The sequence below is a fragment of the Rhizobacter sp. genome, assembly GCF_035702065.1.
Lineage (GTDB): Bacteria > Pseudomonadota > Gammaproteobacteria > Burkholderiales > Burkholderiaceae_C > Rhizobacter.
In genome coordinates, this window is record NZ_DASSRA010000308.1 from 1 (window position 1) to 2,192 (window position 2,192).

Annotated in this window: 2 protein-coding genes; both read right to left on the reverse strand. The window is 67.3% G+C overall.

The annotated features are described in order from the left end of the window. Positions 1–1,189, reverse strand: a 1,189-nt coding sequence (glyS, locus tag VFL64_RS13895; RefSeq protein WP_489540973.1) for a glycine--tRNA ligase subunit beta, incomplete at its 3' end; no start/stop codon positions are given. Next, positions 1,189–2,109, reverse strand: coding sequence for a glycine--tRNA ligase subunit alpha (gene glyQ / locus VFL64_RS13900; protein ID WP_489540974.1), 921 nt, complete (start codon positions 2,107–2,109; stop codon positions 1,189–1,191). The genes glyQ and glyS, both read right to left, overlap by 1 nt. Positions 2,110–2,192 lie beyond the last annotated feature (83 nt).

The following is a 2,192-nucleotide window of genomic DNA, read 5'->3' on the forward strand; positions in this document are numbered from 1 at the left end:
CGACGTGATCGCCGCCGGTCCTGGCGCCGATCACGCGGGCCAGGGCACGCACGCGTTCCACGCGCTCGCCCTGAGTGCCCAGCTTGTTGTGGTAGACGACCTTGGCCAGCTCCGGCACACGCGCGGCGAGCGGCTTCTTGCGGTCCTGGTCGAAGAAGAACTTCGCATCGGCCAGGCGCGGGCGCACCACGCGCTCGTTGCCGCCGACCACGGCGCTTGCATCCGCCGGGCGGATGTTGCTGACGATGAGGAACTTGTTGGTCAGCTTGCCGTGGGCGTCGAGCAACGGGAAGTACTTCTGGTTGGCCTTCATCGTGAGGATGAGGCATTCCTGCGGCACGTCGAGGAACTCAGGCTCGAACTGGCACAACAGCACGTTGGGCCGCTCGACCAGGGCCGTCACTTCATCGAGCAGCGCCGGGTCGTCGATCGGCGTGAGGCCGAGCTTGCCGGCCTCGTGCTGCAGCTGGCGCACGATCTCGGCATGGCGATGCTCGAAGCTCGCAATCACCGCGCCCTGCTCTTCGAGCTGGCGGGCGTAGTGGTCGGCGTCCTGCAGCACGACCGGGTCGACCTGGGCTTCAAAACGATGGCCATGCGTCTCGCGGCCGGCGGTGAGGCCGAGCACCGAGACCGGCACCACGTCGGCGCCATGCAAGGCCACCAGGCCGTGCGCCGGGCGCACGAAGTTCACGCTCTGCCAGCCGTCGGCGAGTTGGTACTGCATGACCTTGCGGATAGGCAGTTGCGCGAGCGCCTTGTCCAGCGCCTCCTGCAGGCCGGCGGCGAGGGTCGCGCCCTTGACGGTGCTGTCGTAGAACAGCGCTTCGGCCTTGCCATCGGGCTTGCGCTGGAGTTGCGGCAGCACCGAGGCATCGGCACCGACGCTGGCGAGCTTCTTCAGCAGGGCCGGCGTGGGCTGGCCATCGGCCGTGAGGCCCACGCTCACCGGCACGAGCTTGAGCAACACGGCCTTGTCGTCGGCCTGCGCCCGCACGCCGCTCACATGCACCGCCAGGCGGCGCGGCGTGGCGAACGAGGTGACGGCCGAATGCTCGCCGGCGAGGCCCTGGGCCTTGAGGCTGTCGGCCAGCACCGCGGCAAAAGCGGCATCGAACTTCTTCAGGTCCTTGGGTGGCAGCTCTTCGACGAACAGCTCGACCAGCAGGTTCTTCGTGGTCGTCGTCATCACGCGGCCTTCTTGTTGTTGAGTTGGGCGACGACCTCGTCGGCCCAGGCCTTGGGCGCCATCGGGAAGCCCAGGCGCGCTCGGCTTTCCAGGTAGCTCTGCGCCACGCTGCGCGAGATGTTGCGGATGCGGCCGATGTAGGCGGCGCGCTCGGTCACGCTGATGGCACCGCGCGCGTCGAGCAGGTTGAAGGTGTGGCCGGCCTTGAGCACCTGCTCGTAGGCGGGCAGCGCGAGCTGCTGTTCCATCAGGTACTTGGCCTGCTTCTCATGCGCAGCGAAGGCCTGCAGCAGGAAGTCGACATCGCTGTGCTCGAAGTTGTAGGTGCTCTGCTCGATCTCGTTCTGCAGGTACACGTCGCCATAACTCAGCGTGTCGGTCCACTTGAGGTTGTAGACGTTGTCCACGCCTTGCAGGTACATGGCCAGGCGTTCCAGGCCGTAGGTGATCTCGCCAGTGATGGGCTTGCACTCGATGCCACCCACCTGCTGGAAGTAGGTGAACTGCGTGACCTCCATGCCGTTGAGCCAGACCTCCCAGCCCAGGCCCCAGCAGCCGAGCGTGGGGTTCTCCCAGTCGTCCTCGACGAAGCGCACGTCGTTCTTCTTGAGGTCGAAGCCGAGCGCTTCGAGCGAGCCGAGGTACAGCTCGAGGATGTTGGACGGCGCGGGCTTCAGCACCACCTGGTACTGGTAGTAGTGCTGCAGCCGGTTGGGGTTCTCGCCGTAGCGGCCGTCCTTGGGGCGGCGCGAGGGCTGCACGTAGGCGGCCTTCCACGGCTCGGGGCCGAGCGCCCGCAGGAAGGTGGCGGTGTGGCTCGTGCCGGCCCCCACTTCCATGTCATAAGGCTGCAGCAGCGCGCAGCCCTGCTCGGCCCAGTAGGCCTGCAGGCGCAGGATGAGTTGCTGGAAGTTCAGCATGCGGTGGGGTGGCCGGCAGACGGTGCGGCGCGCGGATTCTAAGTGGCGGGCCGGCTCGCATGCGGCGCGCGCTGGGTCAGCAC